At 63.3% G+C, this 25,894-nt stretch carries 20 protein-coding genes; 6 read left to right on the top strand and 14 right to left on the bottom strand.

The genetic code is table 11. The features are described from left to right. The 4 genes from J2X54_RS24440 to J2X54_RS24425 form a co-directional block, all read right to left on the bottom strand. Window positions 1-5,810, bottom strand: a 5,810-nt coding sequence (locus tag J2X54_RS24440; protein WP_310184385.1) for a YDG domain-containing protein, incomplete at its 3' end; no start/stop codon positions are given. Between the two features lie 23 nt (window positions 5,811-5,833). After that, window positions 5,834-7,441: a ShlB/FhaC/HecB family hemolysin secretion/activation protein gene (locus tag J2X54_RS24435; protein WP_310184384.1), complete on the bottom strand. Its 1,608-nt coding sequence runs from the start codon at window positions 7,439-7,441 to the stop codon at window positions 5,834-5,836. A 114-nt stretch (window positions 7,442-7,555) separates the two neighbouring features. Then, window positions 7,556-9,799: an adenylate/guanylate cyclase domain-containing protein gene (locus tag J2X54_RS24430; protein WP_310184383.1), complete on the bottom strand. Its 2,244-nt coding sequence runs from the start codon at window positions 9,797-9,799 to the stop codon at window positions 7,556-7,558. Next, window positions 9,799-11,472 (bottom strand): HD domain-containing phosphohydrolase, encoded by a 1,674-nt coding sequence (locus J2X54_RS24425; RefSeq protein WP_310184382.1) that lies wholly within the window; start codon window positions 11,470-11,472, stop codon window positions 9,799-9,801. Before J2X54_RS24425 ends, J2X54_RS24430 begins: the two co-directional genes overlap by 1 nt. Before the next feature lie 157 nt (window positions 11,473-11,629). Here J2X54_RS24425 and J2X54_RS24420 point away from each other — a divergent pair, with 157 nt between their 5' ends. Continuing rightward, entirely contained in the window at window positions 11,630-12,526 is an 897-nt protein-coding gene (locus J2X54_RS24420) for an MBL fold metallo-hydrolase (protein ID WP_310184381.1), read from the top strand. Between the two features lie 55 nt (window positions 12,527-12,581). Here the strand turns inward: J2X54_RS24420 and J2X54_RS24415 are convergent, their stop codons facing one another. Beyond that, window positions 12,582-13,082 carry a hypothetical protein gene (locus tag J2X54_RS24415; protein WP_310184380.1) on the bottom strand — a complete coding sequence of 167 codons (501 nt, stop codon included), beginning with the start codon at window positions 13,080-13,082 and terminating at the stop codon, window positions 12,582-12,584. A 248-nt stretch (window positions 13,083-13,330) separates the two neighbouring features. On the opposite strand from J2X54_RS24415, the gene ycaO reads away from it, so the two are divergent. From ycaO to J2X54_RS24400, 3 genes are all read left to right on the top strand, one after another. Beyond that, window positions 13,331-15,058 (top strand): 30S ribosomal protein S12 methylthiotransferase accessory factor YcaO, encoded by a 1,728-nt coding sequence (ycaO, locus tag J2X54_RS24410; protein ID WP_310184379.1) that lies wholly within the window; start codon window positions 13,331-13,333, stop codon window positions 15,056-15,058. An 88-nt stretch (window positions 15,059-15,146) separates the two neighbouring features. Continuing rightward, window positions 15,147-15,386 (top strand): type II toxin-antitoxin system VapB family antitoxin, encoded by a 240-nt coding sequence (locus J2X54_RS24405; protein WP_310184378.1) that lies wholly within the window; start codon window positions 15,147-15,149, stop codon window positions 15,384-15,386. Beyond that, entirely contained in the window at window positions 15,386-15,796 is a 411-nt protein-coding gene (locus J2X54_RS24400) for a type II toxin-antitoxin system VapC family toxin (RefSeq protein WP_310184377.1), read from the top strand. The genes J2X54_RS24405 and J2X54_RS24400 overlap by 1 nt, the downstream gene beginning before the upstream one ends. Window positions 15,797-15,808: 12 nt before the next feature. On the opposite strand, the gene J2X54_RS24395 is transcribed toward J2X54_RS24400, so the two are convergent. The 8 genes from J2X54_RS24395 to rpsF all read right to left on the bottom strand — a co-directional run bounded on the left by J2X54_RS24395 (window position 15,809) and on the right by rpsF (window position 21,010). Beyond that, a complete protein-coding gene (locus J2X54_RS24395; protein ID WP_310184376.1) occupies window positions 15,809-16,195 on the bottom strand; it encodes a hypothetical protein in 387 nt (128 codons plus the stop codon). Between the two features lie 34 nt (window positions 16,196-16,229). After that, entirely contained in the window at window positions 16,230-17,243 is a 1,014-nt protein-coding gene (locus J2X54_RS24390) for an inorganic phosphate transporter (protein WP_070247821.1), read from the bottom strand. Between the two features lie 23 nt (window positions 17,244-17,266). Further along, on the bottom strand, window positions 17,267-17,893 hold the full coding sequence (locus tag J2X54_RS24385) for a DUF47 domain-containing protein (protein WP_019922636.1): 627 nt from the start codon (window positions 17,891-17,893) through the stop codon (window positions 17,267-17,269). A gap of 93 nt (window positions 17,894-17,986) precedes the next feature. Continuing rightward, window positions 17,987-19,372, bottom strand: a complete 1,386-nt coding sequence (locus J2X54_RS24380) for a replicative DNA helicase (RefSeq protein WP_019922637.1) — start codon at window positions 19,370-19,372, stop codon at window positions 17,987-17,989. Between the two features lie 131 nt (window positions 19,373-19,503). Then, window positions 19,504-19,956 (bottom strand): 50S ribosomal protein L9, encoded by a 453-nt coding sequence (gene rplI, locus J2X54_RS24375; protein ID WP_019922638.1) that lies wholly within the window; start codon window positions 19,954-19,956, stop codon window positions 19,504-19,506. Window positions 19,957-19,990: 34 nt separating this feature from the next. Beyond that, on the bottom strand, window positions 19,991-20,281 hold the full coding sequence (gene rpsR, locus J2X54_RS24370) for a 30S ribosomal protein S18 (protein WP_019922639.1): 291 nt from the start codon (window positions 20,279-20,281) through the stop codon (window positions 19,991-19,993). Window positions 20,282-20,296: 15 nt separating this feature from the next. After that, window positions 20,297-20,602, bottom strand: coding sequence for a primosomal replication protein N (priB, locus tag J2X54_RS24365; protein WP_070247852.1), 306 nt, complete (start codon window positions 20,600-20,602; stop codon window positions 20,297-20,299). 18 nt (window positions 20,603-20,620) lie between these two features. Next, window positions 20,621-21,010, bottom strand: coding sequence for a 30S ribosomal protein S6 (rpsF, locus tag J2X54_RS24360; RefSeq protein WP_070247823.1), 390 nt, complete (start codon window positions 21,008-21,010; stop codon window positions 20,621-20,623). Window positions 21,011-21,171: 161 nt separating this feature from the next. On the opposite strand from rpsF, the gene J2X54_RS24355 reads away from it, so the two are divergent. Beyond that, on the top strand, window positions 21,172-23,832 hold the full coding sequence (locus J2X54_RS24355; RefSeq protein WP_310184375.1) for a DUF5695 domain-containing protein: 2,661 nt from the start codon (window positions 21,172-21,174) through the stop codon (window positions 23,830-23,832). A 116-nt stretch (window positions 23,833-23,948) separates the two neighbouring features. Next, window positions 23,949-24,587 carry a transcriptional repressor LexA gene (gene lexA, locus J2X54_RS24350; RefSeq protein WP_070247827.1) on the top strand — a complete coding sequence of 213 codons (639 nt, stop codon included), beginning with the start codon at window positions 23,949-23,951 and terminating at the stop codon, window positions 24,585-24,587. 34 nt (window positions 24,588-24,621) lie between these two features. Here the strand turns inward: lexA and J2X54_RS24345 are convergent, their stop codons facing one another. Further along, window positions 24,622-25,866, bottom strand: coding sequence for a cystathionine gamma-synthase family protein (locus J2X54_RS24345; protein ID WP_310184374.1), 1,245 nt, complete (start codon window positions 25,864-25,866; stop codon window positions 24,622-24,624). Window positions 25,867-25,894 lie beyond the last annotated feature (28 nt).

The raw sequence follows: 25,894 nt of genomic DNA, 5'->3' as shown, positions 1-25,894 counted from the left end.
CCGTTTGCCGTGAAGCCCAGCGCCAGCGCGCGCTGCGCGATGGTGGCGCTGGTGGCGCCAGTGGTCGAGGACAGTACATAGTTGGCGGCGTCGGTGCCGGACAGGCTGGCGTTTTGCACCGTCACGGTCTTGTTGATGCCGGCGTTCTTGTCGGCAAAGGCGCCGGTAGCGGTTGCCGTTAGCACGTCTCCGGCAACACGGTTGTCAGTCACGCCGACCGTGGCGGCAGTGGTGCCGTCATAAGTCTTGCCGTTTGCCGTGAAGCCCAGCGCCAGCGCGCGTTGCGCGATGGTGGCGCTGGTGGCGCCGGTGGTCGAGGACAGCACGTAGTTGGCGGCGTCGGCGCCAGAGATGCTGGCGTTTTGCACCGTCACGGATTTGTTGATGCCTGCGTTCTTGTCAGCAAAGGAGCCGGTAGCGGTTGCCGTTAGCACGTCTCCGGCAACACGGTTGTCAGTCACGCCGACCGTGGCGGCAGTGGTGCCGTCATAGGTCTTGCCGTTTGCCGTGAAGCCGAGCGCCAGCGCGCGTTGCGCGATGGTGGCGCTGGTGCCGCCGGTGGTCGAGGACAGCACGTAGTTGCCGGCATCGGTGCCGGACAGGCTGGCGTTCTGTACCGTCACGGTCTTGTTGACGCCCGCATTCTTGTCGGCAAAGGCGCCGGTAGCCGTTGCGGTCAGCACGTCACCGGCAACCCGGTCATCAGTTACAGCGACTGCGGCGGCGGTGGTGCCGTCATAGGTCTTGCCGGCAGCCGCGAAGCCCAGCGCCAGCGCGCGCTGCGCAATGGTGGCGCTGGTGGCGCCGGCGGTCGAGGACAGCACGTAGTTGGCGGCATCGGCGCCAGAGATGCTGGCGTTTTGCACCGTCACGGACTTGTTGATGCCGGCGTTCTTGTCGGCAAAGGCGCCGGTAGCCGTTGCGGTCAGCAAGTCACCGGCAACCCGGTCATCAGTTACAGCGACTGCGGCGGCGGTGGTGCCGTCATAGGTCTTGCCCGCTGCCGCGAAGCCCAGCGCCAGCGCGCGCTGCGCAATGGTGGCGCTGGTGGCGCCGGTAGTCGAGGCCAGCACGTAGTTACCGGCATCGGTGCCGGACAGGCTGGCGTTTTGCACCGTCACGGACTTGTTGACGCCCACATTCTTGTCGGCAAACGAAGCAACAGCCGTTGCCATCAGCACGTCGTTGGCGATGCGGTCATCGGTCATCGTCACCATCGCCGCAGCGCTGCCGTCGTAGGTTTTACTGACGCCAGTAAAACCGAGATTGAGCGTGCGCGCCGTGATGGCCGCGCTGGTCTTGCCTGCGGCAGCAGTCAGTACATAGTTGGCCGCATCGTTGCCGCTCAGATTGCTGCCCGTCACGCTGTAGTTCACGTCCTTGGCCACACCCACGTTCTTGTCGGTGAAACTGGCCAAGACGCCCGACAACTGCACCTGGTCGGCGCCGATCACGCCGGTCAGGCTGCCGCCGAAACTGGCGCTGGTGCTGCCGTCGTAGGTTTTATTGGCTGCGCTGACGCTGCCCAGGGCCAGCGTGGCGCGGCTGATGTCGGCGGTGCCGCTGGCGGTGTCTGCCAGGCTGTAGTTGCCCAGACCGTTGCCGGTCAAGGCCAGGCCGCTGATATTGACCGCCTTGCCGGTGCCAGCGTTCTTGTCGACAAATTGCGCGGTGCCGGTCACACCCACGGTGTCGCCGCTGATGGTATTGCCCAGGCTTAAAGTTGAACCGGCAAAGCCGAGCTGGCCGTCATACACCTTGCTGCCGCTTAAAATAACGCTGAGGGCACGCGGCGTGATGGTCATGGTGGATGCGCCCGCATAGCTGATATCGTACTGGGTCGACCACAGGCCGCCCAGTGCATAGCTACCGACATTGACGGCATTGCCGTAGCTGGCGGTACCGCTGGGGGCAGTATCTCCATTGAGCAAGCCCACATAGCCGAGGGTACCGACGCTGGCCACCGTGCCATCATAGACCTTGCTGGCGGCGCCGCTGGCGCTGACCTGCAAGGGCGTCAGGAATGCCTTCAACAGTGGCGTGGTGTGGCCTTCGTAAATGCGCCAGACCGCGTTATCCCCAAAATTGAAGCCGCCGAAGCTGCCTTGCGTCTGCATCGCCTGCGTCGTCAGGCCGGTGGCACCGCCTTGATCACGATCGGTACCCGCAGTTTGATAGGCGAAGAAGGCGGACCCCACGCGAGCGCCCGGCTCGGCGCTGCCGACCACGGCGCCCACGGTACCGGAGGCAAAGCCGGCGCCAGAGACGGTGCCGGAAAAATACAGGTTGCTGGCACTGCTGCCCGCCTGGCTCAGGCCGATCACGCCGCCAAGGTTGCTTGAGTAACCGTCCACGGGGGAATTGGCCAGGCCAACCGAGCCGGTGGCATACGCGTCGGTGATGGTGCCTGCGTTGCGCCCGACCAGTCCGCCGACATCGGCTGCGCCGCCCACCGCGCCGGTGGCATACGCTTGCGAGATGTCACCTTCATTATTGCCGGCCAGGCCGCCCACCTGGGTGCCACGGGCATCGACGACGCCGGTAGCACGCGCCGCGGTGATCTTGCCACCGCTGTTGTTGCTGCCGACCAGGCCGCCCACGGACGAACCGCCCGTAAAGTCCTTGGTCAGCGCCGTGACGTTGCCAGTGGCTGTCGCCGTGCTGATGGTACCGCTATTGACGCCCACCAGGCCGCCAACCGTGTCGATGCCGGTAACGGCCATGCTGCTGCTCACATTGCTGAGCATGCCACCATCGTTGTTACCCACTACCGCGCCGACGTTGTTACCGCCGCTCACGCTGCCGCCCACCAGCGCCAGGTTGCGGATGGTACCGCCCTGCATTTGTGAAAACAGGCCGCTGCCAAAATATGGCGGGTTGGCGCCACCGTTGATGGTCAAGCCGCTGATGCTGTGATTACCGCCATCGAAGATGCCGCCATAGGTAAACGCGTCGCCACTGAACAGGGGCGCGAAACCGCTGCGGGTTTGGTCCAGGTTCCAGTTGGCCGTGCCGCTGGCGTCGATATTGGCCACCAGGCTGTAATTTTTGGTGTAGCTCTGCGTATCAATGCCTTGCAGGCCATACACGTCGGCGATCTGGTACGGCGTCGCCAGGTCGCCATTGCCACCCTTGACGCGCAAGAAGCTGCCGCGGTCTATCCTGAAGCTGTTGGCCGAAAACGCCGGCAAGCTGGCATTGTTCTGCACCCAATTACCGCCTTCGAGCACGAAGGCGCCGCCCACCCTGACGATGCCACTGGCATTGATGGCAGAGTTCTGTGCGCCATTGAACGCCGCTATCGTCAGGTTCTTGGGAACGGCCAGGGCGCCATTGAGGTTGATCTCGCCACCGGTGCGCAGTTCCAGCACATCCAGGTTACTCGAGGTACCGAGGTCCAGCGCGCCCTGCAGGTTCAGCGCGCCGGCGTAGTCCTGGCGCCCGATCGTGAGCGTCGGAGCACTGACGGTTTTCAGTTCGGTGTCGGTCAACCCCAGGCTGACGGTACTGTCCTCGCCGGCGCTGCCGATCTCGATACTGCCGCCGTTGCTGAGGCGCTGCAAGTTGACGGTGCCGGTCCCGGTTCCGGCGCTGATCGATTGCGCCGCGCCGCCCAGGCTCATGTTGTCAGCCACCAGGCTGACGGTGGCGCCGGCCGCCAGGCCGCCGCCATTGGCGACCGTGATACCGACGCCGGCCGTTACCTGCAGCGCGCTGTCGGCCTGGCGCATGGTCAGCTTGTTGGCGGAGGTAAAGGAGCCGCCGGTTTCCAGGTTCAGGTTCTTGATGCCGTCCGTCTGCTGCTGGTGGGCCAGGTTGAGCGGTGCGCTGATGGTGATATTGCCGGAACCGGCGTCGCCGATATTGACGGTATGGACGGCAACATTGTTGAGTTCATCGGCCGTCAGGCCCAGCACGCCTAACGGCTTGCTGCCGAGATCGATCTCAAGGCCAGGGACCAGCGGCTTGATGGTCAGCGTGGCCAAACCGGCGGCGCCGCCGAAATTGAGGCCGCCGCTAAAGTTGATAATATCGCCTTGCAAGAGCACGGCTTGCCCCGCGCTGCCGCTGCCGGTCAACTGGTCGCCGCTGCCGCTCAACAGGATGGAGCCGCCAGCCAGGTTGCTCTTCAAGCTCAGGTTGCCGTTGCCTACAACGACCGCGCCCATGCCGATGATGTTTGCGCCCGCTAGTGTGACATCGCCGCCGGCGGTATCGATCGCTCCGGTCAGGTTGATGTTGCCGCTGGCGCCATACGCAAAGCCGCCGGTCGCGTCGTTGGCCGACAGGATTACCGCGCCGCCCTGGGTGGTAATGGGCGCGTTGACATTGATCGCCTCGCCGGCAGTGGCGGTGATGCCGATGCCGGCATTGACCATGTCGATGGCGGCGTTGAAATTGATACGGTGCGTGGCCTGCAATGTCACATTGCTGCTGGCATTGGAAATCGTCGTCGCACCGATGATGGCGGTGCCGAACAATGGCGCCTCGTCAAACTGGTCAACGCTGCCCAACTCGCCGCTGGCGCCCTGCACCACGGTAATATCGAAGGGATCGAGCAGCCAGTTGCCGCCCTTGCCCCGGCGCGAGCTTGTGTCGACGCGGATGCCGTCAACCGCCAGGTAATGGCCCGAGGTTTCCACCAGGCCGCCGTTACCCGACGCCGCGCCGCCGCGCGCCGAAATATTGCCGAACACGCGCGCCGTTTCGTTGCCCCATACGATCACCTTGCCGCCGTCACCGCTTTCCATGGCGTCGGCAACGATGGTGGCGTCCTTGCCAACTGCCACCTGGCGCGCATTGACGATTGCCGGATTTTTACCCTGGTAGTCGCCGCCCAGCAGCACCGTGCCGCCGCCAGTGGCGCCGCTGGCGTCCACCCTGGCGTTGCCTAGCATGCCCACCTGGTCGCCGAGCACGGTAATCTCGCCGCCCTTGCCCGCCGCACCGATGGCGGTGGCGCTGGTGACGCTGCCGCTTTCCAGCAGCGTCTTGCCGCTGGCCTTGAGCACGATCTTGCCGTTTTCACCCACCACTGCGCTGTTGGCGCTGAGCACGCCGCGCTGGTTCAGCAGTGCGCCGGCCATGCCGATGCGTCCGCCCTGCGCCACCACCTGGCCGATGTTGATGGCCTGGTCGGCGGGCGCCGACAGCACCACCCGCAGGTCGGGATTGGCGGCGTCGGCCAGTTGCACCGTATGGCCGGCTGCGAGCATCACGTCGCCGTTGGGCGCGGTGATGATGCCGCTGTTTTCCACGTTCGGTGCGATCAACAGAATCTGCCCGCCGCTGCCGGCGTTGATGGCGCCCTGGTTGATGACAGCGCCGGCCGTGTCGCCGGCCTTGAAGTTCATTTTGCCGGCCAGGAAGTCCTGGTTCGACAGCGCCAGGCTGGACGCCACCAGCCCCGCCACATCGACCCGCGCATCGCGGCCGAACAGCACGCCGTTCGGATTGATCAGCAACACCTTACCGTTCGACTGCAGCGAGCCGAGGATCTGGCTGGGGTCCTGGCCAGTGATGCGGTTCAACACGCTGCTGCCGGCGTTTTGCTGGACAAACCGGGTGATCTCGCCCGCGTTGACGGAAAAACTTTGCCAGTTGATGATGGTATTGGGCGTATTGGTGATCGTAAACAGGTTGCCCTGCTGGTTGAACGTGGCCTGGCCGTTGACCACTTGCGGCGCGACCGGGTTGGCATGGGCGGCGTTGAAACAGCCGGCGACCATCAGCGCCAGCGCAGTGCGGCGCAGCGGTGGTTCGACAGTGCGATTGGCGGGCGCGGCGCGCGATGGTGTGTGTTGGGTCATGATGTTTTATCCTGGTAGTCAACCTAGTAGCTGAGCGCAACTCTGAAATGCAGGCGGCTGGCGTCGCGGCGCCCGGTTTCGCCGGGGTTGACGACGTGGGCATAATCGAGCTGCACATTGGCGTAGCGGCTCAGCATCATGCGCAGGCCAAGGCCGGCCGAGCCGATCGCCATGCTGGCGACTTCGCCGGGCAACGCGTGGTTGCGGCGCACCCAGCCGGTATCGTAAAAGGCCAGCGCGCGGCACTGGTAGCCGCCGTTGCCGCACCAGTTGGGCGTGTACAGTTCCAGGTTCAGGTTGGCGCCGCTGTCATTGCTCACCTCGCGTTCGAGAAAACCGCGCACCGAAGCACCGCCGCCCACGCCGAACTGCTCGCCCGGCACCAGGGCGTCGGGCGTGTACTGGCCGTTGAACAGCGCGCGCCACTGCCAGTCGCTCCCCTCGCCCAGGGCCTGGCTGACGCTGCCGCTGACGCGCAAGGCGGTATAGCCGGCCTTGGCGCCCACGCGCGCCAGGGTGAAGTCTTGCTGGCTACCATTCTTGCCGCCAGGGATATTGCGCGCCAGCGTGACGCCCACGCTGGCCTCGCCGCTTTCCAGGCGCCAGGTGCCGATGTAGGCGATGCTGATAGGACGCACCGTCACATCCGTGCCCAGCTCGGTGCCGAAGAACTGCAGGCTGTTGCGGTAGGCCTTGAAGTCGAGGCCGTAGACCAGCTTGGGCTCGTAGTTGTCGCGCTTGCCGATGTTCTGGTTGTAGCGCGCACCGGCGGTGGTGCCGCGTCCGCTCACGGCCAGGTCGACGATGCCGGCCGACACCGTGCCGGAATCGACGTTCGAGTAACTGGCAAAAAAGTCCAGCGAGTCGCCCAGCGCGTACAGCGGCACGTGGTAGCCCGCACCGTACACGCCGATCTGGCTGCCATGCTCGAGCGACGTGGTGTACTGCACGCTGGCGACATGGTCGCGGCCCCACAGGTTGGCATGCTGGAGCACCACGCCGACGTGGGTCTTGCCGGAGCTGTCGCTGCCGGTATTGTCGAGGTTGAGAGTGGCTTTCCAGGGGTTGTCGTCCACCACCGTGACGTCGGCGTTGACCACACCCTCGGCCTCGCCGCCGGCCAGCTTGACTTCCAGCTTGCGGGCCGGATTCTCGTTGGCCAGCACCAGGCTCTGGCTCAGGGCCGGCATGTTCGGCGTCTGCCCTTCGACCAGGCCCGGCAGCGCGCGGCGCACATTGGCGTCGTCCACGTAGTGGTTGCCGGCAATGGCCACCTTGCCGATCTGCGTCTGCACCACGGTCAGGCGCACCGCGCCCCGGTCGAGCTCCTGCTCCGGCAGGGCGACCATCACCAGCGTGTAACCGCGCTCGCGGTAGGCGTTTTCCAGCGCCTCGACCGCCTGCTGGATGGCGCCAAAATCACGCTGCCGGCCGGCAAACGGCGCCACCAGTGCTTGCACCAATGGCTCACCGAGCAGGGTGTCGCCGCTGACCTCGTAACGGGCGATATCGAAGCGGGGCGACACCGGCGCCGCGGCGACGGTGTCGGTTTCCTGGGAAAGTGCATTTGCGGAGGACGCGCACAGCAACAGCGCGGAACCTGCAAGCAGGCGCACCAGACGATCGTTCATGTGTGAGAGTTCTTGTGGTGACATGTCCAGCGAGTTGCAGCCGGACATCAATTGATTGAAGACAAATTTTAGACCGATTATCGTTTCTAGTCAGAAATTTCTACATTGCCGAAGTTATTTTGTCTCGAAGTTCGTCACGCCATCCCAGTCCGCGCCTGGCGGCGTGTCGCGATATTGGCGCAGGCGCGCGATGTACAGCCGCCGCAGCCCATCCTCTGGCAATTCCAGCAAGATTGCCTCGGCGCCATCCCAGTCTTGCGCACGCAACAGTTCCAGCACGCGGGCCCAGCTGGCGAGCAGCGCCAGTTCGGCGGGATCGGCGTCGGCCAGCACCCCGCGCGGCTCGAAAATGGCCACCGGTTCGGTCTTGCCCTTGACCCGCACGCGGTCCAGTTCGCGGTACGCGAACTGCGGCGCCTGCGCCCGCGTAAATTCGCTGACGGCAATGCCTACGCCATACACCTTGGTAATGCCTTCCAGGCGTGCGCCCAGGTTGACGGCGTCGCCCATCACGGTATAGGCGCGGCGGATCCGCGAACCCATGTCGCCCACGTGCATCAAGCCGCTGTTCAGACCGATGCCGATCTGCAACGGCGGCCAGCCGCGCGCCTGGAATTGCTGGTTCAGGCGCGCCGCGCTTTGCTGCATCAGCAAGGCGCTGGACACGGCCCGCACCGCGTGGTCGGCAAACGCCACCGGCGCGCCCCAGAATGCCATCACGGCGTCGCCGATGTACTTGTCCAGCGTGCCGCCATGGCTGTCGCGGATATCCTCGGACATGGCGGTCAGGTACAGGTTGATGTATTCGCGCAGCTCCTGCGGCGTCATCTGCTCCGAAATGGCGGTAAAGCCGCGCACGTCGGCAAACAGCACGGTCAGTTCGCGGCTTTCGCCGTCCATGTTGTAATGGCCGGGATTGTCGGCCATCTGCGCCACCAGTTCCGGCGCCACGTACTCGCCAAAGCGCGAGACCAGCGCCCGGCCCCTGCGCACTTCGAAAAAGTAGCCCCAGGCCAGGTTGGCGACGAACAGCGCGGCGATCAAGAGCAGCACCACGGCGCTGTCGAGCACCGCGTCGGCGCTGTGATACAACCACCAGTTCAGGCCCAGCGCGCCAGCCAGCGCGCCCACGGCCAGCAGCACCGCCAGGGCCGGTGGCGCCAGCGCCAGGGCGCCGCCCAGCAGCAGGCCCACCAGCACCACCTGGCCGAATTCGATCGCCAGGGCGTAATCGGGACGCGACTTGAAGTGGCCGTCGAGGATGGACTTGATCAGGTTGGCGTGCACTTCCACACCGGGAAACTCGGCGTTGACGGGCGTGGCGCGGATATCGTTGAGGCCGGCGGCGGTGGTACCCACCAGCACGATGGCGCCGCGCAGCACGTCGGCCGGCACCGCCCCCATCAACACGTCGGCCGCCGACACGTAGCGGAAGGCGCCGCCGTCGGGGCCGCCCTTGCCGCGAAACTCGATGGTGGTGGTCAAGGCTTCGCCGACCGGGATCGACCGTTGTCCGCGCGGCGTGAACATGGCGATGCGGTCCAGGCCACCATGCTCGCGCTCGGCCTCGGACATGTCGCCGGCCGCCGCGCTGAACATCGGTGCAATCGCGCGCGCCTTCAGGTACACGCTGGCGGTGGCCAGCGACAGCGACGGATAATAGCCGTCGCCGATACGCTGCAGCAGGGTCGACGAACGCAGCACGCCGTCGCTGTCGGTCAGCGCCGTGAAGATGCCGGCGCCCTGGGCCGCCTGTTGCAAGCGGGCCAGGTTGGCCTCGTAGCCGGACGCGGTAAATGCCGTCACGGTACGTCCGCCCAGGTCGGCCACCGTGAACGCCGGCTTGGGCAACACGCCCTTCTTTTGCCGGTCCGACACGCTGTAGCCGAGCACCACCGGCTGGCCGCGCATGGCTTCGGCAAACAGGGCGTCGTAATCCATTTGCGGTTTCAGGCGTTCGAGCTGACTGCGCAGGCCCGGCACACCGGCCAGTTCGCCCTTGGCCAGACTCTCGAGCACGCCGTAGCCGGAAGTGTGGTCAGGCTCCGGGAACGAGATGTCGAAGCCGACCGCCGCCACGCCGTAGTGGCCGGTCAATTGCGTGACCAGGCGCGCCTGGACATCGCGGCCCCAGGGAAAGCGGCCGATCTGGTTCAGGCTTTTTTCATCGATATCGACGATCACGATGCGCCGGTCGAGCTGCGGCGCCTCCACGCGCATGCGCATGTCGCCCAGCATGGCGTCGAGCCGGCCGATGGTGTCAGCGCCGAACAGGCCGATGCTGGCGCACGCTGCCAGCAGCGTGAGCAGCACGCCCAGCAGCATCCGCGACCAGCTGGAACGCCAGCGCCAGCGCATCAGGGCGCGTAGCCGGGAATGCGCGACTCGTCGACGGCGTCGATCTGGCGCGGATCCACGTGCTGCTGCGCAAACTCCAGGTAGACCTTGCTGCGGATGAAAATATCGAACAGCTGCGGGTCGATGTGGCCGTTCAGGGCGAACTTGCCGAGGATGTCGATCGACTCCGACAGCATCTTGCCTTTTTTATACGGGCGGTCGCACGCGGTCAGCGCCTCGAAGATGTCGGCGATCGCCATCAGGCGCGCCTGCACCGACATCTGGTCGCCGGTGAGGCCGCGCGGATAGCCCTTGCCGTCCATGCGCTCGTGGTGGCCGCCCGCGTATTCGGGCACGTTGCGCAGGTGGCGCGGCCACGGCAGCGCTTCAAGCATGCGCACCGTGACCGAGATGTGGTTATTGATGATCTTGCGCTCGTCGGCGGTCAGCGTGCCGTACTGGATCGACAGGTTGAGCACTTCGTCGGCGTCGAGGAACTGGCGCTGGGCGCCGTCCATGTCGGTCCAGATGCGCGCGCCGATGTCGCGCACGCGCTGCTGATCGGCCGCAGCCATGCCCTCGCCGCCAACGTTGGCCGCGCGCAGGAAAGCGCGTTCGGCGCGCAGGGTTTGCTGCTGCGCCGCCAGCGCCTGGTCGATATCGGCCAGCGCCGCCGGCGTGGCAGTGTTGCTGGTGGCCAGCGCCAGCTTCTGCTCCAGCGCAGCGATTGTGGCGTCGCGCTCGAGCACTTCATAGCGCGTATCGACCAGCGCAATGCGATCGAAAATGGTTTCCAGCTTGGTGGCCTTGTCCACCACGTGGACCGGCGTGGTGATCTTGCCACAGTCGTGCAGCAGCCCGGCCATCCACAGTTCCTTGCGGTCGGCGTCGGTCATGCGGAAGTCGGCCAGCGGGCCGGTTACGGTGGCGTGCACCGCTTCGGCCAGGCGCATGGTCAGCTCCGGCACGAACTGGCAGTGGCGGCCCGTGTACGGCGACTTTTCATCGATGCCGATGTTGATCAGGTTGACCAGCGACTCGAGCAATTCCTCGAGCTGGGCGATCAGGCGCTGGTGGGTGAGCGCCACCGACGCTTGCGCCGCCAGCGCCTCGATGAAGCGCTGGTCGGTCTGGTTGAAGGCGATGATGGTGGCGCCCTCATTGGCGTCGATCTCGGCATCGGTCTGCGGCGCGCGCGCGTTCACCAGTTGCAGCACGCCGGTCAGCTCGCCTTCGTGGTCGCGCATCGGCACCGTCAGGATCGACTTCGAATGGTATTGGCGCTGGCGGTCGAAATTGAGCATGCCGGAAAAATTGAATCCTTCGGCCTGCGGCTGGTACACATCGGCCACGTTGACCGACTCGCCCGAGTGCGCAGCATATGCGGCCACGGCGGACAGGTTGGGCGCGCCGGCGGCATCGAACAGCGGGATCGCCGGTGCGCGGATGGGCTCGCCACCAGGGCCGCCCTGGTGGATGCCCAGCGTATCGTTGATCAGGATGTGAAAGTCGAGCGCACGGCGGTCGTCGCTGGGACGGTACAGCGTGCCGCCGTCGGCATTGGTCATGCGCTTGGCCAGCTGAAGTATGTATTCGAGCAGGGTGTCGGTATCGTGCGATTTGCCAAGCGTAACGCTCAGCTCGGTCAACAGGTCGAGGCGCTGGGCGATTTGAGAAGGGGATAATTCTTGCATAGTGAAAGTCTATCCTCAGTGCAAGTTTGTGTACACGACAAATTTCCTGGATACACAATTTGAACACAAGTTGTTGCGTTTCAACCCTGCCTTGCGGAAATAAAGATATGATCGGCGGGAAAACAGACTTAAAAACAGCACAACACCAGGGAAGCGCATGAAATTCACATTCTGGGGGGTACGTGGTTCCATCCCCTCACCGGGCCCGCGCACGGCGCGCTACGGCGGCAACACCACCTGCATCGAAGTTCGCACCGACAACGACACCCTGCTCATCATCGACGCCGGCACCGGACTGTTTCCGCTGGCGCAGTCACTGCTGGACAACAAACGCGGTGACATCCACGCCAACATCTTCATCACCCACAGCCACTGGGACCACATCCACGGCCTGCCGTTCTTCACGCCGCTGTTCGTGCGCGGCAGCCGCGTGCGCCTGCACGGCGTCACCGATCCCGACACTGGCCACGGCATCGAACACGTGATGGATGTGCAACTGCAAAACAGCTATTTTCCGGTCAGCGAAACCCAGATGAGCGCCACCATAGAATACCAGTCGCTCGTCGCTGGCGAGCCGATCATGGTGGGCGACGCCCAGGTCTCGAACGTGGTCATGAACCACCCGGTGATCAACCTCGGTTACCGCATCGACTGCAACGGCAAGTCGGTATTTTTTACCGGCGACCACGAACCGTTCTACAACCCGCATCGGGCAGACCATCCGGAATATGCTGCAGCCGAACGGCAGGTGCGCGCGCGGTCGCAAGCCATCGACGACCTGCTCGCGGGCGTCGACGCGCTGATCGTCGATTGTTCTTACACGCGGGAAGAGTACCCTGCCAAGCAGGGCTGGGGGCACGGGACGTTCGATGAGGCGGTGGAATTAGCGCTACGGGTTGGCGCCAAGGCGCTGTATTGCACCCACCACGAGCCAACGCGCACCGACGATGAACTGGAAACAGTGTTTGCGCAGGTAATGGCGCGCCACGCTGGGCGCCTGGGCGATTTGACGGTGCAGCTGGCTTACGAGGGCTTGCAGGTAGTGCTGGACTAAACCCGCCCCCGGAGTTCGGGGTGGGACCCCAGCCGTGGCAGTGCGGGGTTTAATCTCAGGCAGCGACAGCAAACCCCGCACGCTGCGAACGCGGCAGCGACCGGCGGTCGGCCAGTGCGCGCAGGCGCGCCACGGCAGCTTGCAGGTTGAACGACTTGCCGGCACGCAGCGCCGACACCATCTGGGTGGCGATACGCAGCGCCGGCGCGGCAGCCGCACGGGCCGTGGCGCCATAAGGCAGCACCAGGCGGTAGCGGCCACGGGTACGCGGCACCACGCCGACGAATCCGACCGACACTTCATTAAGGGCCAGGCGGCGCAATTCCATCGCGACCTGCTGCACCACGCGCACGATTTGCGGCACGCCTTCTGCACGCAGACCGACCATGGCAGCCTGGTTGCGTACGCCCGGCAGCAGCGCCAGCAAGCGCTGATCGAGCGACGCCATGGCGACCGGGCTGGCCAGCGTGTCGTCTACTTCGAGAATGCTGAGAAGGCATGGCTGAGTGGAGTAGCGGTTATCGCTGTCCATGTAACGCTGATCGATGATTTTCATATTCCGCTTTGCTTTGCTGTTTGAATCCAGGCCGTATTGTGCCCGGCCAGGCAAGCATCGGTAAGCAGCGAACGGCGTATTATTACGTAGGACCCATCCCACACTTAAGCCCAGCATAATGATGCGCTAGTAGCGGCGACAAGCGCTGCCAAGGGCGATGGCGCGGTGCAGCAATTGTACCCGACCCGGGCGACAGGCCGTGCACGGCTTGGGGTATGCTGGGCCATTCCCCATACCGAGAGCCTACGATGAATACCGCAACGTTTTCAGAAACCTTCATCCCGGGTAAAGACCTTGCCCTCGAAACCACCATCGCCTGCTTGCAAGCCAGGTTGGCCGCACGCGGTTTCGCGCTTGAAGAATCGGCCTTGCTGCACCCGGTCGATGGCGTGTGGTCGCTGCGCCTGCAGGACCGCGATTGCCCACTCCTGTACGCCAATGGCAAGGGCGCCACCGGGCTGGCCGCGCGCGCCAGCGCCTGGGGCGAATTCGCCGAGCGCCTGGGCACGCATTATTTCTGGGCGCACTACCACCTGGGCGCAGCCCGCGCCAAGGCGCCGGTGGTGCACCATCCGCGCGAAAAATGGTTCGCTGCGGGCGCCGACGGCAACTGGCCGGTGGACCTGCTCAACCCCGAACTGCACGCGCTGTACAACCCGCAAGGCGAGATCCCGGCCAGTGCGCTGATCGACCTCAACTCGGGCAACGATGCGCGCGGGATCTGCGCCCTGCCCTACACGCGCCTGCGCGACAACGCTACAACTTATATCCCGGTCAACATCATCGGCAACCTGTACGTCAGCAACGGCATGGCGTCCGGTAATACCCTCAACGAAGCGCGCGCCCAGGCGCTGGCCGAAATTTTCGAGCGCGCCATCCAGTCCCGCATCATCGCCGAAGGCCTGTGCCTGCCCGACGTGCCCGACGACGTGATTGCGCGCCAACCTCGCCTGCGCGCCGGTATCGATGCCTTGCGCGCGGCCGGCTTCGGTGTGCTGGTCAAGGACGCTTCGCTCGGTGGCAAATACCCGGTCATGAACATCACCCTGGTCAACCCCGCCGACCAGGGCGTACTGTCGTCCTACGGCGCCCATCCGCGCATGGAGATCGCGCTGGAGCGCGCGCTGACCGAACTGCTGCAGGGGCGTCCGCTCGAGGCGCTGGCCGGCCTGCCCGCGCCCGGCTTCGACATGACCGAAATTACCGCGGTGGCCAACCTGGAAATCCATTTCGTCGATTCGAGCGGGGTAATCAGCTGGGACTTTTTCAGCGACACCTCCGACTATCCGTTCGTCGACTGGAACTTCAGCACCACCACCGCCGCCGACTACCAGTGGCTGGTCGATGCGCTGCACGCCGAAGGCAAGGATATTTACGTGGCCGACTTCGACGAGCAAGGCGTGTACAGCTGCCGCATCGTGGTGCCGGGCTTCTCGGAAATCTATCCGCTCGACGACCTCGAATGGGAGAACAACAGCGGCGGCAATGCGCTGCGCCCGCTGCTGGCGCGCCTGCACGACCTGTCGGTGCAGGAATGCACGTCGTTGCTGGCCGAACTGCAAACGTCCAACCTCAACGACGAGCGGCCGGTCTGGGAAATCCTGGGACTGGCAGTGCCAGCGGGCACGCCATGGAAGCAGCTGCGCATTGGCGAGCTGAAGACGCTGCTGGCGCTGGTGGTGGGCGACGAGGAAGCGGTGCTGGAAGGCTGCGACTGGATCCGCCACTACCGCGACCTGCCAGCGCCGCGCCTGCTGGTGTACCGCTGCATCGAAACCATCCTCAAGCTCGCCGAACCGGAGAATTATCGCCAGTCGCTGACCTTGTTCTATGGCGAACAAACGCTGGCGCTGGCCGAAGCGCTGCTCGACGGCTCGGAACGCTTCTTCGGCCTCGAGTTGCTCGGCCCCAACTTCGAAGGCAGCCCGCTGCACCAGAGCTTGCTGGCGGCGTATGACAAGTTGTTTGTAGTGTGAATGTGGTGTGTTCTGTTGAACTTATCGCTGCCGGCCGTGTCAAATCATGGTCGGCAGCGTGATAGTCGGCATAAACAGGGAGGCACAAATGCATAGCACCAAGGCATTCAAAGCAGGCAACTCTCAGGCGGTAAAAATACCTGCTGAGCTTGCTTTTAAAAATACCGAACTCGACTTGGAAATCGAAAAGATCGGCGAAGAACTGCGCATTCGGCCAGCCCCAAAAAAATCGCTGGCCAACGTGTTGCGCAAGTTTGCCCGCTTTTCTCCCGATTTTCTTGCCGAAGGGCGCGGTTCGCAAGAACAGGAAGATCGTGAGAAACTTTGATGTCCCGGTACATGCTGGACACCAATATCTGCATCTACCTGATGAAGAACCAACCGCCGGCGGTGGCGCGCCGGTTTGCACAGTGTAGTGTCGGCGACGTGATGATTTCCGCCATCACATTCGCCGAACTGGAATTTGGGGTCCTGGTCAGCAGCGACCGCGTGGGCCAGCGCAGACATCTGAACAATCTGATCAAGTCAATTCCGGTCGCGCCGTTTGATGCACGCGCTGCAGCCGCTTATGGCCCGATACGCCACGCGACCCAAGAACGCAAAAGGGATCAGCTCCACAAACTGATCGCCGCACACGCGCTGTCGTTGCAAATCATCTTGGTGACCAACAACGTTCGTGATTTCGCTGCCTACCCAGGGATTCAGATCGAAAATTGGCTCGATGAGCCGTTGCCTTAAAAAATTCTACTGCTACAACGCCGCATCCACCAGCAAACCCGGCTGCAACGCCCGGATCCGCAACTCGGTGAAATACCCACCGGCCTCGTTGTAGCGCAGGTAGTGCCGTCCGCAATCGCGACAGCGGGCTACCTGGCTGATGTTACAAGGGTAGTAGCGCGGGGCGATCGGGGCGTCCGGGCTGTCGTAGCGGGTGCCGTTGGGGTGATATTCGGCAAAAGTGGGCTCGTCGTACGGGTCGTCCACCAGCGTGCCCACTTCGTCGAAGTGGTCGAGCTCCAAAGTCATCGGCAGCGCCTGCCAGGCTGCCAGCGGCACCTGGTTGCAGGTGCAGGCGCCGCTGATATCCTGGGATGCCAGCGCCAGGTCCATCAACTGCTTGTATTCAATTTTTAACATGATGAAAAAGGGAGCCTCAGCTCCCTTTGTAATCTTACAGAATGTGACGTCCGGCCCACCAGGCAATCGCCGCAACGAACGCCGACGCCGGAATGGTGAAGATCCAGGCCCAGACGATGTTACCGGCCACGCCCCAGCGCACCGCAGACATCTTCTGCGAGGCGCCCACGCCGACGATGGCGCCGGTGATGGTGTGGGTGGTCGAGACCGGCACACCGAGTGCGGTCGCCACGAACAGCGTGATGGCGCCGCCGGTTTCGGCGCAGAAGCCGCCCACCGGTTTGAGCTTGGTGATTTTCTGGCCCATGGTCTTGACGATGCGCCAGCCGCCGAACAGCGTGCCGAACGAGATCGCGGTATAGCACGAAATGATCACCCACAGCGGCGGCTCGGCGTCGCCAGCCTGCGAATAACCGGCGGCGATCAAGAGCATCCAGATGATGCCGATGGTTTTTTGCGCATCATTGCCGCCGTGGCCCAGGCTGTACGAAGCAGCCGACACCAGTTGCAGGCGACGGAACCATTTATCGACCCGGCGCGGCGTGGACCGCACGAAAATCCACGACACCAGCAACATCATGATCGAGCCGAAGATAAAGCCCATCAGGGGCGCCAGCACGATGAACACGACGATCTTGATCAGTCCAGCGGAAATCAGGGCGCCGGTGCCGCTCTTGGCCACCGCTGCGCCCACCAGGCCACCGATCAGTGCGTGCGACGACGACGATGGAATGCCGTAGTACCAGGTCACCACGTTCCAGACGATGGCGCCGACCAGCGCGCCGAAGATCACGTACTGGTCCACCACGTTGGGGTCGATGGTGCCCTTGCCCACCGTGGCCGCCACCGTGAGCTGGTGGAACACGAAGATGGCAATGAAGTTGAAGAAGGCGGCCATGGCCACTGCCGTTTGCGGTTTCAGCACGCCGGTGGAGACCACCGTGGCGATCGCGTTGGCGGCGTCGTGGAAGCCGTTCATGAAGTCAAACACCAGTGCCAGGGCGATCAAAATACCCAGCACCCAGATGCTGATTTGGATGGAATTCATCTGTTGTTCTTTTTCTGTTGAGCTTACGCGTTTTCGACGATGATGCCTTCGATGATGTTGGCCACATCTTCGCAACGGTCGGTCACGGTTTCCAGGATCTCGTAGATGGCCTTCATCTTGATCAGGTTGCGCACGTCGGGTTCGTCGCGGAACAGCTTGGACATGGCGGCGCGCATCACGTGGTCGGCGTCCGATTCCAGGCGGTCAATTTCTTCGCAGATGGCGACGATCTCGCGCGAGTTGTCCATGTTGTGCAGCAGGGCCACCGCAGCCTGGACCTTCTCGGTGCAGGCCAGGACCAGTTCGGCCAGGCGCTGCGCTTCCGGGGTAACCGAGTGCAGGTCGTACAGCGAGACGGTCTGGGCCGCGTCTTCCAGCAGGTCGAGGATGTCGTCCTGGCGGGTGATCAGCTTGTGGATGTCGTCGCGGTCGATCGGCGTGATGAAGGTCTTGTGCAGCAGGTCCACGGTTTGATAGGTGATCTTGTCGGCCTGCTTTTCGATGCTCTCGATCGCGTGCACGCGATTTTCCAGGTCGTCGAAGTTGGACATCAGGCCCAGCATTTCTTTTGCACCTTTGACGCACAGGTCGGCGTGTTGGTTAAACAGGTCAAAAAATTTGCCCTCGGTGGGCATCAAGCGTCCAAACATGTCTTTCTCCGATCAATGATTCGTCATTACTACAGGTTGCCGGCCCGGAATACGGGCGCGGCGTAAAGAAGCGTCGTTCTGGTTGTATGGGGCTTAATCGCCTTGGTACAGCGCCAGGTTACCGACGTAATTGCCAAACTTGGTATATTGGCCGATCCAGGTAAGCCGTACCGAGCCGATCGGGCCGTTACGCTGCTTACCGATAATGATTTCAGCCGTTCCCTTGTCCGGCGAGTCGGGGTTGTACACCTCGTCGCGGTACAGGAAAATGATCACGTCCGCATCCTGCTCGATTGCGCCCGATTCGCGCAGGTCGGACATGATGGGACGCTTGTTGGGGCGTTGTTCCAGCGAGCGGTTCAGCTGCGACAGCGCAATCACCGGGCAGCCGAGTTCCTTGGCCAGGCCCTTGAGCGAACGCGAAATCTCGGAAATTTCAGCGGTACGGTTGTCGCCCTGCTTGGAACCCTGCATCAGTTGCAGGTAGTCGACGATGATCAGGCCGAGCTTGCCGCACTGGCGCGCCAGGCGGCGTGCGCGCGCGCGCATCTCGATCGGATTCAAGGCCGGGGTTTCGTCGATGAACAACTGGGCGTCGTTCATCTTCTGGATCGCGTGGGTCAGGCGTGGCCAGTCTTCGTCGTTCAGGCGGCCGGTACGCAGGCGGTGCTGATCGAGCTGGCCGACCGAGCCCAGCATACGCATGGCCAGCTGGGCGCCGCCCATCTCCATCGAGAAGATCGCCACCGGCAGGCCGGCTTCGATCGCCACGTTCTCGCCGATATTGACCGAGAACGCGGTTTTACCCATCGACGGACGGCCGGCCACGATGACCAGGTCGCCGCCCTGCAGGCCCGACGTCATGCGATCGAGGTCGATAAAGCCGGTCGGCACGCCGGTAATCTCGGATTGATTGTCGCGCGAATACAGTTCGTCGATGCGCTCGACCACTTGGGTCAGCAGCGGCTGCACCGCCAGCCAGCCGGCGGCGCCACGGGCGCCCTGCTCGGCAATGGCAAAAATCTTCGACTCGGCCTCGTCGAGCATCTGCTTGACTTCCTTGCCTTGCGGGCTGAAAGCCTGGCCCGAAATTTCGTCGGCCACGGTGATCAGCTGGCGCAGGATCGAACGATCGCGCACGATCTCGGCATAGCGGCGGATATTGGCTGCCGATGGCGTGTTTTGCGCCATCGCGTTCAGGTACATCAGGCCGCCGACGTCGTCGGCCTTGCCCAGTTGGGTGAGGGTTTCGAACACGGTGATCACGTCGGCCGGCTTGGACGCGTTGATCATCTTGACGATCTGTTCGAAGATGATGCGATGATCGTAACGGTAGAAATCGTCCGGGTTCATCATGTCGGCGATACGGTCGAACGCGGCGTTATCGCGCAACAGGCCGCCAATGACGGACTGTTCTGCTTCGATGGAATGCGGCGGGACGCGGAGCGAATCGACTTGCGGATCGGAGGGGGCGTTCATGGCGCGAATTATACCTGCTTAGTTCAGCTGCTTAGGCACTGCGATAAAAAAAACGGGGCGAAAAAAAGCCGGGCGAACCCGGCTTTTTTCTTGGTATTGCGTACTTGATGGGGGATACCCCCAATCAAGTATTAGGCGGCTTCGCCTACAACAGCAACGGTCACTTCAGCGATCACGTCGGTGTGCAGAGCAACGCTCACCGGGAACTCGCCGGTGGTCTTCAGAGGACCGGTAGGCAGGCGCACAGCCGATTTCTCGACAGCGAAACCAACCTTGGTCAGCGCTTCAGCGATGTCGAAGTTGGTGACCGAACCGAACAGACGGCCGTCAACACCAGCTTTTTGCGAAACGGTCACGGTCATGCCGTTCAGTTTCTCGCCTTGAGCTTGCGCAGCAGCCAGTTTGGCGGCAGCAGCTTTTTCCAGTTCGGCGCGCTTGACTTCGAATTCCGCAACGGCAGCAGCGGTAGCGCGGCGAGCCATTTTTTGCGGGATCAGGAAGTTACGTGCGTAACCGTCTTTGACTTTAACGACTTCACCCAGGTTGCCCAGGTTAACGACTTTTTCCAACAGAATGATTTGCATAGTTCTTCTCCAGATGCTTGTCTAAACTACGCAATTAAGCGTGGTGCAGATCGGTGTATGGCAGCAGGGCCAGATAACGGGCACGCTTGATGGCGGTGTCCACTTGACGCTGGTAGTGCGCCTTGGTGCCGGTCAGACGTGCTGGCATGATCTTGCCATTTTCCTGGACGAAGTCTTTCAGGGTATCTACGTCTTTGTAGTCCACTTGCTCAACGCCAGCGGCGGTGAAGCGGCAGAACTTCTTGCGCTTGAACAGTGGATTTTGTTGCTTGCGCTTTTCTTTAAGCTTGAGCTTGTTTTTGTCGAACTTTTTACCGAATGCCATGTGAGGCTCCTGTATTTAAATTGAGCTGTCCGTGACAGCACTAAAATCAATGATGTGAAACACCAGGCTTTTGCTATTGCGCGTCTTCTTGTTCAGGAAACCAGTGAACTGGTACACACCGCCCAGCGGCGCCGCGTTGAACTTGCCTGAAATCTCGCCTGCGGCAACCGCAGAAATTTCAAACTCGCTCAACCGGGCAATCCCCGCCTCCATTTGCTGCGACCGGTGCTGGAGTACAGCATTAACGATCGGCATGCCTGCCGGGGTGTAACGCAGGGCGTCACGTTCGGCAATGAGTGCGGTGAACTGGAGCTGGTTCAGCTCGGTTCCTTGAAACAATTAGGCTGCGGCAGGAGCAGGGGCAGCTGCTGGAGCTTCGGCGCGATGCGACTTGGCTGCATCTTCACGTTGAACCGTCTTCATCATTGGCGAAGGAGCGGTTTCAGCTTTCTTCTGCTTGACGGTCAGGTGACGCAGCACGGCATCATTGAATTTGAATGCGGTTTCCAGCTCGACCAGGGTCTCGTTGTCGCATTCGATGTTCAGGCAGATGTAGTGTGCTTTGGCCAGTTTCTGGATCGAGTAAGCCATCTGACGACGGCCCCAATCTTCAACACGGTGCACGGAACCACCGCGGGTCGTTACAGTGGTTTTGTAACGTTCGATCATCGCGGGCACTTGCTCGCTCTGGTCCGGGTGGACGATAAATACGATTTCGTAGTGACGCATGAAAACTCCCTTAAGGACTTGTGAATAGTGCCCACCCTGGCGTCAAGACAGGTGTGGGAAGAGGTAAGCCCGCGACTATAGCAGCTTTTTTGGCGGAAATCCAGCCCCGCGATGGCATGCTACTATCATTCAAATAGGTAAATATTTCAATGAGGCCACCCTTGCTGATCCTCCGTTCACTGCTGCTGGCACTGACCTTTTCACTGGTTGCGCCGGCCCAGGCCGCCGACCAGACGTACCACACCCGTCAATTCCTGCTGGCCTTGCGCCAGGACACCCAGACCCTGGCCCGCCTCGATCCGGTCAGCGATCCTTCCTTCGACTTCGTGCCCGGCACGCGCGCGGCCGAGCGCCGTTTCGATGGCTACGCCCATATCGGCGACCTCAACCTGCGCCTGCGCGTGAGCGCCGACGCGCCATGGCAGGACTACTCGTCGTCGGCCGCCCGCCGCCCGATCCGCGCCCTGCCCGCCGGCGGCGCCACGCTGGCCGCTGCCGACATCACCGCCACCATGGGCGCCGGCCTGCCGCTGCGCATCGAGCGGCGCTGGCGCGACCAGGGCGGCGTGCTGGTGCTGCGTTTTACCCTGGTCAACCCGACTGCTGCGGCGATCGAGATCGGCGGCCTCGGCATGCCGATGGTGTTCGACAATATCATCACCGACCGCACGCTGGAACAAGCCCACGCCAGCGCCAGTTTCGTCGATCCGTACATCGGCCGCGATGCCGGCTACCTGCAGGTAACGCGCCTGAACGGCAAGGGCCCGGCGCTGCTGGTCATGCCTGAGGGCCACACGCCGCTCGAAGCATGGCGTCCGCTCACCGACCGCACGCCCCGCGCGCAAACGGCCGAGGGTTTCTACGACTGGACCGTCGCCAGCCGCGCCTACGCCGAACAGGAATGGAAAAACGCCGGCGAACAGTGGAATACGCCCACCAGCATCACGCTGGCGCCGGGCGAACGGCGCGACATCGGCGTGCGCTTCACCCTGGCGCCGTCGATCTGCGCGATCGAGGCCAGCCTGATCGCGCAGAAGCGGCCAGTGGCGGTCGGCATCCCCGGTTACGTCGTGCCCACCGACCTCGACGCCACGCTGTTTCTCAACAGCCCGCTGCGCGTGACCGGCATCGTTAGCGCGCCGGCCGCAGCGCTGGTGGTGACACCGGCAGCAGCTGGCACTGTGGAAGCCAAGGGCTGGCGCCGCTACACGGTGCAGGGCCGCGCGTGGGGCCCTGCGCGCCTCAGCATCAGCTACGCCGACGGCAGCGTGCAAACCGTCAGCTATTTCGTCACCAAGCCGCTCGACCAGGTGGTCGCCGACCTCGGGCGCTTTACCACCACGCGCCAGTGGTTCGATGACAAGAACGATCCGTTCGGCCGCACGCCTGCCATTCTCACCTACGACCGCGAGGTCAACCGCGTGGTCACCGACGATCCGCGCGTGTGGATCTCGGGCATGAGCGACGAAGGCGGCGCCGGCAGCTGGGTGGCGGCCATGGCCAAGCAGCTCGACAATCCCGATGCAGCCGAGGTCGCCAAGCTCGAGCGCCTGGTCAATGAAACCGTGGTCGGCAAGCTGCAAGTGGCCGACGGCCCGCAAGCGGGCGCCGTGCGCAAGAGCCTGTTCTACTACGACCCCGCTGCTTTCCCCGGCTACTACGCTGCCGCGACCAACTGGAAAACCTGGACCTCGTGGTCGAAAAAGGACGCGGGCGACCTGGGCCGCGCCTACAACTATCCGCACGTGGCCATCGGCCACTGGGTGCTGTACCGGCTGGCGCGCAATCACGTGGGCCTGGTCACGGCGCACGACTGGCGCTGGTATCTGCAGCACGCCTACCAGACCACGGTGGCGATGATGCGCGACGCCCCCGAATACACGCGGTTCGGCCTGATGGAAGGCGACGTCTTCCTCGACATCCTGACCGACCTGCAACACGAGGGCATGACGGTCGAAGCGGCCGACATGCGGCGCATGATGCAGCAACGCGCCGACCACTGGCGTACCCTCGCCTTCCCGTTCGGCAGCGAAATGGCGTGGGACTCCACCGGCCAGGCCGAGGTGTACGCCTGGATGCGCCATTTCGGCTACCAGCGGCAAGCCGACATTACGCGCGAAGTGATACTCGGCTACGATCCGGCCATGCCCAGCTGGGCCTACAACGGCAATGCCCGCCGCTACTGGGACTTCCTGTACGGCGGCAAGACCGCGCGCATCGAGCGCCAGGTGCACCACTACGGCTCGACCTTGAACGCGGTGCCGCTGTTCGACGCCTACCGCGCCAATCCGGCCGACTTGCACTTGCTGCGCGTGGCCTACGGCGGCCTGCTGGGCGGCATCACCAATATCGACCGCGACGGCTTCGGCTCGGCCGCCTTCCACGCCTGGCCCGACATGATGCGCTGGGATGCCTACAGCGGCGACTACGGCATGGGCTTCTACGGCCACGCCATTGCCAGCGCCAGTTACGTGCTCAAGGATCCGACCTTCGGCTGGCTGGCGTTTGGCGCCAACCTCGACGAGCAGGCCGACGGCCTGATTCGCATCGTGCCGCGCGACAGCGCCCGCACCCGCCTGTTCGTGGCGCCGGCGCGCGCCTGGATCACGCTCGAAGCCGGCAAGATCGACAGCGCCACCTACGATCCGCGCAGCGGCGCCATCACACTGGAGCTGGCGGCGGCAAGCGTGCAAACGCCCGCTGCGCGGCTGCGGGTGGAAAGTCCCAGGCAGTTGAAGGCCGGTGAATTGTTAATTGAGCGCGGCAGTTACGTGGTGCCATTGGCCAAAACTGCCCGGCGCGTCGTGCTGGAGCCGCTCTGAGACGGGCCTGTAACAACTTTTTTCACATTATTTCGCCTGATGCAAGAAATTCTCTTGCATTGGCGCGCATACTGTACAAAAATACAGACTGTCTATATACACAGCCTACTGACCCCATGATCAAGCTCACCGCACGCCAGGAACAAATTCTCAATCTGATCAAGGACGCCATCGAAAACACCGGCTTCCCGCCCACGCGCGCCGAGATCGCCAACGAGCTGGGCTTCAAGTCGGCCAACGCCGCCGAAGAGCACTTGCAGGCGCTGGCGCGCAAGGGCGCGATCGAAATCGCGGCCGGCACGTCGCGCGGCATCCGCCTGCTCGGTGTGCATGCGGAGCCGGCCGCCGCCAGGATTCCACCTTCGTTGATGATGTCGCTGCCGCTGATCGGCCGCGTGGCTGCCGGTTCGCCCATCCTGGCGCAGGAAAACCTGGAGGCGAGCTACAGCGTGGATCCGGCCATGTTCTCGGCCAAGCCCGACTACCTGCTCAAGGTGCGCGGCGAATCGATGCGCGACGCCGGCATCATGGACGGCGACCTGCTGGCGGTGAAAAAGATCGACAGCGCCAAGAATGGCCAGATCGTGGTGGCGCGCATCGGCAACGAAGTGACGGTCAAGCGCTACCGCAAGACCGGCTCGCTGGTGGAGCTGCTGCCGGAAAACCCGGAGTTCAAGATCATCAAGGTCGATCCGGAGGCGGACGAGTTTGCGCTCGAAGGCCTGGCAGTAGGCTTGATGCGTACCTGGCACTAAAAAACAAGGACCGCCGCGGCGGTCCTTTTTGTTTTCAGCATCCTTCCAGGGCGCAGCTGAAGTCTTCCAGCAGGTCGTCCTCATCCTCGATGCCGACCGACACCCGTATCAGCGACTCCGCAATCCCCATCGACGCGCGCCGCTCGGCGCCCATCTCGTAGAAGATCGTGTGCGCCACCGGGATGATCAGGGTGCGCGTGTCGCCGAGGTTCGATGCCGGAATCGCCAGTTTCAGGCGATTGAGGAAATCGAAGCAGTCGATGCCGTCCTTCAGTTCAAAACTCAGCAGCGAACCATGCTTGCGGAACAGCTCGGAGCTGATGCCATGCTGCGGATGCGAGGCCAGGCCCGGGTAGTACACCGCCGCCACGCGCTCGTCCGATTCCAGCAGCCTGGCCAGCGCCAGCGCGTTGCTGCTGGTGCGCTCCATGCGCAGCGCCAGGGTTTCGGCGCCCACCGCGATATGGTGCGCGGCCTCTGGCGCCAATGACGCACCGAAGTCGCGCAGCGCCTTGGCGCGGATTTGCGCCAGGCCCCATTGCAGCGGCTGCGCCTTTTTATAGTTCTCGTAGATGTTCGGGAACCGGGTCCAGTCATAGGCGCCGGTATCGGTGATGCTGCCACCCAAAGCGTTGCCGTGGCCGCCGATCGACTTGGTCAGTGCATTGACCACCAGGCCGGCGCCGACCGACTTGGGCCGGAACAAATACGGCGTGGTCATGGTGTTATCGACCACGTACAGGATGCCGCGCGCCTGGCACAGTTCGCCAATACGCTTGAGGTCGGCCACCTGCGTGCGCGGGTTGGCGATGGTTTCCACGAACACCACGCGGGTGTTGTCGGTGATGGCCGCCGCCACGTTGGCGACGTCGGTGGCATCGACGAACGACACGCCCACGCCCTGCGCCATGGTGGTTTGCCACAGGCTGTTGGTATTACCGAACAAGAACGACGACGACACCACGTGGTCGCCGGTACGCAGCAGCGCCTGGAACACGGCGCCGATCGCGCCCATGCCGGTGGCGAAGCAGATCGTGCCCACGCCCTGCTCCATCTGGTTGACCTTGTCTTCCAGCGCGGCGATGGTCGGGTTGCCCTGGCGGCCGTAGCGAAAGCCCGGCTCCTTGCCCTGGAATACCGATGCTAGCTGGCGCGCATCGGCGTAGCCGAAAGCCACCGAGGTGTGGATCGGCTTGTGCAGCGATCCGTGCTCGATGCCCTTCTGGCGGTCGTTGTGCAGGATGGTGGTGGTGAAGCCGTAGTTTTTCTTGTCGGTCATGGTCTGCCCAATTCAAACCCGCACCGCC

Origin of the sequence: Duganella sp. 3397 (genome assembly GCF_031456625.1) — a bacterium.
Lineage (GTDB): Bacteria > Pseudomonadota > Gammaproteobacteria > Burkholderiales > Burkholderiaceae_D > Rugamonas > Rugamonas phyllosphaerae.
Note: the sequence above shows the minus strand (reverse complement) of the source record. Positions and strands in the feature narration are given on the sequence as shown.

Excerpts from the sequence above, each read along its gene's own strand:
- J2X54_RS24425 (WP_310184382.1), bottom strand. The coding sequence starts at position 11,472 with ATGCAAGAATTATCCCCTTCTCAAATCGCCCAGCGCCTCGACCTGTTG.
- J2X54_RS24385 (WP_019922636.1), bottom strand. The coding sequence starts at position 17,893 with ATGTTTGGACGCTTGATGCCCACCGAGGGCAAATTTTTTGACCTGTTT.
- J2X54_RS24345 (WP_310184374.1), bottom strand. The coding sequence starts at position 25,866 with ATGACCGACAAGAAAAACTACGGCTTCACCACCACCATCCTGCACAAC.
- J2X54_RS24430 (WP_310184383.1), bottom strand. The coding sequence starts at position 9,799 with ATGCGCTGGCGCTGGCGTTCCAGCTGGTCGCGGATGCTGCTGGGCGTG.
- J2X54_RS24390 (WP_070247821.1), bottom strand. The coding sequence starts at position 17,243 with ATGAATTCCATCCAAATCAGCATCTGGGTGCTGGGTATTTTGATCGCC.
- J2X54_RS24435 (WP_310184384.1), bottom strand. The coding sequence starts at position 7,441 with ATGAACGATCGTCTGGTGCGCCTGCTTGCAGGTTCCGCGCTGTTGCTG.
- J2X54_RS24400 (WP_310184377.1), top strand. The coding sequence starts at position 15,386 with ATGTCCCGGTACATGCTGGACACCAATATCTGCATCTACCTGATGAAG.
- rplI (WP_019922638.1), bottom strand. The coding sequence starts at position 19,956 with ATGCAAATCATTCTGTTGGAAAAAGTCGTTAACCTGGGCAACCTGGGT.
- lexA (WP_070247827.1), top strand. The coding sequence starts at position 23,949 with ATGATCAAGCTCACCGCACGCCAGGAACAAATTCTCAATCTGATCAAG.
- rpsR (WP_019922639.1), bottom strand. The coding sequence starts at position 20,281 with ATGGCATTCGGTAAAAAGTTCGACAAAAACAAGCTCAAGCTTAAAGAA.
- rpsF (WP_070247823.1), bottom strand. The coding sequence starts at position 21,010 with ATGCGTCACTACGAAATCGTATTTATCGTCCACCCGGACCAGAGCGAG.
- J2X54_RS24420 (WP_310184381.1), top strand. The coding sequence starts at position 11,630 with ATGAAATTCACATTCTGGGGGGTACGTGGTTCCATCCCCTCACCGGGC.
- J2X54_RS24395 (WP_310184376.1), bottom strand. The coding sequence starts at position 16,195 with ATGTTAAAAATTGAATACAAGCAGTTGATGGACCTGGCGCTGGCATCC.
- J2X54_RS24380 (WP_019922637.1), bottom strand. The coding sequence starts at position 19,372 with ATGAACGCCCCCTCCGATCCGCAAGTCGATTCGCTCCGCGTCCCGCCG.
- ycaO (WP_310184379.1), top strand. The coding sequence starts at position 13,331 with ATGAATACCGCAACGTTTTCAGAAACCTTCATCCCGGGTAAAGACCTT.
- J2X54_RS24405 (WP_310184378.1), top strand. The coding sequence starts at position 15,147 with ATGCATAGCACCAAGGCATTCAAAGCAGGCAACTCTCAGGCGGTAAAA.
- J2X54_RS24415 (WP_310184380.1), bottom strand. The coding sequence starts at position 13,082 with ATGAAAATCATCGATCAGCGTTACATGGACAGCGATAACCGCTACTCC.